This window comes from Longimicrobiaceae bacterium, assembly GCA_035936415.1.
Classification (GTDB): domain Bacteria; phylum Gemmatimonadota; class Gemmatimonadetes; order Longimicrobiales; family Longimicrobiaceae; genus JAFAYN01.
In genome coordinates this window covers 1-4129 of the sequence record DASYWD010000387.1, presented here as the reverse complement: position 1 = coordinate 4129, position 4129 = coordinate 1, and the positions used below count along the sequence as shown (strand labels likewise).

The following is a 4129-nucleotide window of genomic DNA, read 5'->3' as shown; positions in this document are numbered from 1 at the left end:
CCCCCCCACCCCCGTGCGCTGACGTTCTGCGGAGACGGCTACCGGAACGCGGCGACCGTGCCCCGGGTCTCGTTGAGCACCCGCGCGTTGTCCTCGTACGTGGCGGTCCCCATCACCTCGCCATTGTAGGTCTTGAGCGGGCTGGACCAGTACTGGATGCGCTTGCAGTTGCTGCAGTTGTTGCCGTAGCCCATGATGGTGCGCCAGCTCTTGCTCGGCGGGATGTACCCGTGGCCGTACGGGTACGGGGAGGTGCTGCTGTCCACGAAGCGGTCGTGGCGGGCGCCCTGCAGGTGCCCGACCTCGTGGCCGAACGAGTAGTAGCCCGTGATGCAGCTGTAGTGCGCGGCCGCGAAGGCCGACGTCGCGGTCGCCTTGATCGCCGCGGCCATCCCGCAGGCCTCGCTGTCGTTCACCACCAGCACCACCACGTCGGCGGCGTACGTGTTGCGCCAGGTGTGGACGATGTCCATGATGCCGTCCGTGGTGCTCTTCAGCGCGTTGACGTGCTGGGAGAAGCTGCGGTTGGACTCGTTGTAGGACACCTGCGCCACGTGCACCTTGTTCATCGAAATGCTGATGCCGCTGTTCACGTAGGACTGGTTGGTCTCGTCCACCGCGAGCTGGATCAGGTTGCCGATGCTGGAGGTGGCCGAGGCGGCGGCGGCGGTGTACACCACCATCACGTTGATCGTGGTGTTGGCCAGCGTGCCGACGGTGCCGTCGGAGCCGGACTTCTTGGAGGCGGAGGCCCGGAACCCGTCCACGGCGGAGTCGAGGGCGTCGCTCAGCGCGCCGGTCGGGCTGTCGGCGGGATGCTCGTCGGGGAAGCCCCTCTCGTCGATCCGGGAGACGGCGTGCAGCCCACCGCCCAGCGGCTCCACGCTGTACAGCGTGTTCCCCACGCGCACGGACGCGTTCACGCCGCCGTCCCCGAGCACCATCTGCACCCACCCCTCGCCGCCGCGCACGGGGCCGGCCCACGAGATGTCGTCGGCCGAGCGACGCTCCACGCGCTCCCCGGCGGCGACCACCTGCACCCCCGGCGCCAGCGCGATGCGGATGGCACCGCCCTGCTGCAGCATCTGGCCGGGGGTGCCGGCGATGCGCGCCAGGTGCACCTCGGCGGTGCTCGCACGGCCGCGGATGGTGGCGAGCAGGTCGCGCTGCGCGTTGTCGAGCGCCGGCTGGGCGGCGAGCGTGAGGAAGTTCTCCTGGCCTGCGGCGGCGCTCATGGAGGAGGAGGCCGGGGGGGTGATGTCGTCGCCCTGGCAGGCGGCGAGGCCGAGCGATACGGCCAGCACCAACGCGATCCGAGCTTTCATGGACGTTCTCCTGAAAAGAGGGGGTGAACCGGCAGGGTGGCGCAAGATCCGACCATCGTGTCGGACGCTGGGATTGCCTGGATGTTCTTTCAGCCTGACGGAAGAGCTTCCCGGACGGACGCCGGGCACGGATCGAGCACGCCGCGGGGCACCGGTGGGGGGTGGCCCGGGGAAGAGCAGCGGACGCGAAGAGCTTACGAGGATGCCCTCCGCTCCCGCGCCGACAACGCGAATTTTGTGGACGAAGACGTGCGGACGAGACCTGACCGGCCGGACCTTCGCGAGGGTCGCCTGGGGAGGTGCAGCTCGCGATTGGATATGTTACCCGACACTATGCATTATGGAACTCTGCTTGTCAAGAATTTTCTTTCAGTCGCCCGCTGTCAGAGGGAGCCGCCGCGTCGGGACCACCGGCGAGCACCGCGTCGCGGGGACTTTCCCCCGCAGTGGTGGACACCCGGACGAGGCCGGGTATACTATCGGGGCAGGCGGTGATCCATGGGATCACGCACGTGCAAGCACCCGGGAAGAACCGGAGCGGGAGAGAATGCCGCGAATGAACCCTGAGCCCACCGCGTCCGAAAGGACGCCTGCTGTTCCCGGCCGGGAGTTTCATACCCCCGGCCGGCGGGTGGAGCGATGAGCTCTCCCGACCTGGGCACCCTCCTCCCGCACCTCGTCGTCGCGCCCCCCGGCCCGCGCTCACGCGCGCTGGCGGCGGAGCTGCGGAGGTACGAGTCGCCCAACGTGACCTACCTGGCGGAGGACTTCCCCGTGTTCTGGGAGGAGGCGCGGGGCGCCAACGTGCGCGACGTGGACGGCAACGTGTACGTGGACCTCACCGCCGCCTTCGCGGTGGCGGGGGCGGGGCACGCCCACCCGCGCGTGGTGGAGGCGGTGCGCGCGCAGGCGGGGCGGCTGCTGCACGGGATGGGCGACGTGCACCCGCCGGAGGTGAAGGTGGCGCTGCTGCGGGCGCTGGCGGAGGTCGCCCCGGGCGGGCTCACCCGGAGCGTGCTCGCCAACTCCGGCGGCGAGGCGGTGGAGGCGGCGCTCAAGACCGCGGCGGTCGCCACGGGGAAGCCCCGGGTGCTGGCGTTCCACGGGAGCTACCACGGCCTCACCTACGGGGCGCTCTCGGTGTCCGGGCGCGAGGACTTCCGCGCCCCCTTCGCGGCGCAGCTCGGGCGCACCGCCGTGTTCGCGCCGTACCCGTACGCCTACCGCTCCCCCTTCGGGCGCGACCCGGAGGAGGTGGGCGCGGCGGCGCTGCGGTACGTGGAGCACCTGCTGGACACGCCCGGGACGGCGTCGGAGGGGATCGGGGCCATCCTGGCGGAGCCGGTGCAGGCGCGCGCGGGCGACGTGGTCCCCCCGGACGGCTTCCTCCCGGGGCTGCGGCGCATCTGCGACGAGCGGGGGCTGCTCCTGATCCTGGACGAGGTCTACACCGGCTTCGGACGCACCGGCCGCTGGTTCGCGTGCGAGCACCAGGGCGTGGTCCCCGACCTGATGGTGGTGGGCAAGGCGCTCACCGGCGGCTTCCCCTTCGCCGCGTGCATCGGCACGGACGAGGTCATGGGGCGGTGGCCGGTCTCCACCGGGGAGGCGATCCACACCTCCACCTTCCTGGGGAACCCGGTGGGGTGCGCGGCGGCGCTGGCGTCCATCGCCGCGCTGCGGGAGGAGCGGCTGGTGGAGCGCTCGGCGGAGCTGGGGGCGCGGATGCGGGCACGCCTGGAGGAGGCCGCGCGCGGACACCCCCGGGTGGGGGAGGTGCGCGGGCTGGGAACGATGATCGGGGTGGAGATGGTGCGCGACCGCGGGACGCGCGAGCCGGCGCCGGAGCTGGTGGGGCGGCTCGTGGTGGAGGGGCTCCGCCGGGGGGTGGTGCTCCTGGGCGGGGGGGTCCACGGGAACGTGCTCTCCCTCTCCCCGCCCTTCGTGGTCACCGCCGAGCAGGCGGACGCGGCGCTCGGCGTCGTCGAGGAGGTCCTGCACGCGATCCCGTAGCCCGGCGCGGGTCCGGGAACGCGGAGGGGGCGGCCACCCACCGGGTGACCGCCCCCTCGCCGCGTCTGGCCCGGGTCCGCCTACGGCCGGGTGCCGCCCTCCTGAGCCCGCACGGCGGCCTCCAGCTTCGACTGCAGCGCCTGGCCGCGCTCCACCAGCGCCATGGTCTGCGGCTCCACCTGGACCATCCTGCGGCGGAGCTGCTCCTCGAAGGCCTTCGCCCGCGTGGCCAGGGCGGGGTTGTCCCGCAGCGCGCGCTGCTGCGCGTTCATCAGCCTGGCCTGGATCTGCTGGGCCTGCTGCGTCAGCTGCATCAGCTTCGCCTCGTCGCCGGCCTGCTGCGCCTGCTGGGCCTGCGCCTCCATCGCCTGGGCGCGGGCCTCCAGCCCCGCGAGGCCGGGATCCGCCCGCTCGATGGCGGCCTTGAAGTCCTTGCCGAGCTGCTCCTGGGCCGCCCGGAGCTGCGGGTCCTGCAGGGCCTTGACCTGCGCCGCCTGGAGGCGCCCGCCGATCTGCATCAGCTCGGCGTACCACCCCTGCATCTCCCGCTGGGCGGGGGTGAGCGCCGGAGCCGGGGCCGAGGCGCGCGGCGCCGCGGCCCGCTGCGGGGTCGGCTGCCTCTGCTGGGCGAGGAGCGCCGTCGGGAGGGCGGTAACCGCGAGGGCGACCGCGGCCGCCCGGATGGTCCGTTTCAACAAGATGCTTCCTTCCGCAAAAGACGTGTGTGCGCCGGCCGGAGCCGACGGACGGTGCAACCCCGCCCGTCAGAAACTGTTCCCGCCGCCCGGACC

Annotated in this window: 3 protein-coding genes; 1 reads left to right on the top strand and 2 read right to left on the bottom strand. The window is 72.6% G+C overall.

All coding sequences use genetic code 11. The features are described 5' to 3' along the window. Nucleotides 1–38: 38 nt before the first annotated feature. On the bottom strand, nucleotides 39–1325 hold the full coding sequence (locus VGR37_15605; protein HEV2148830.1) for a M12 family metallo-peptidase: 1287 nt from the start codon (nucleotides 1323–1325) through the stop codon (nucleotides 39–41). A 639-nt stretch (nucleotides 1326–1964) separates the two neighbouring features. Here VGR37_15605 and VGR37_15600 point away from each other — a divergent pair. Continuing rightward, entirely contained in the window at nucleotides 1965–3338 is a 1374-nt protein-coding gene (locus VGR37_15600) for an aspartate aminotransferase family protein (protein ID HEV2148829.1), read from the top strand. Nucleotides 3339–3418: 80 nt separating this feature from the next. Here the strand turns inward: VGR37_15600 and VGR37_15595 are convergent, their stop codons facing one another. Beyond that, nucleotides 3419–4033, bottom strand: coding sequence for a hypothetical protein (locus VGR37_15595; protein ID HEV2148828.1), 615 nt, complete (start codon nucleotides 4031–4033; stop codon nucleotides 3419–3421). Nucleotides 4034–4129: the final 96 nt, after the last annotated feature.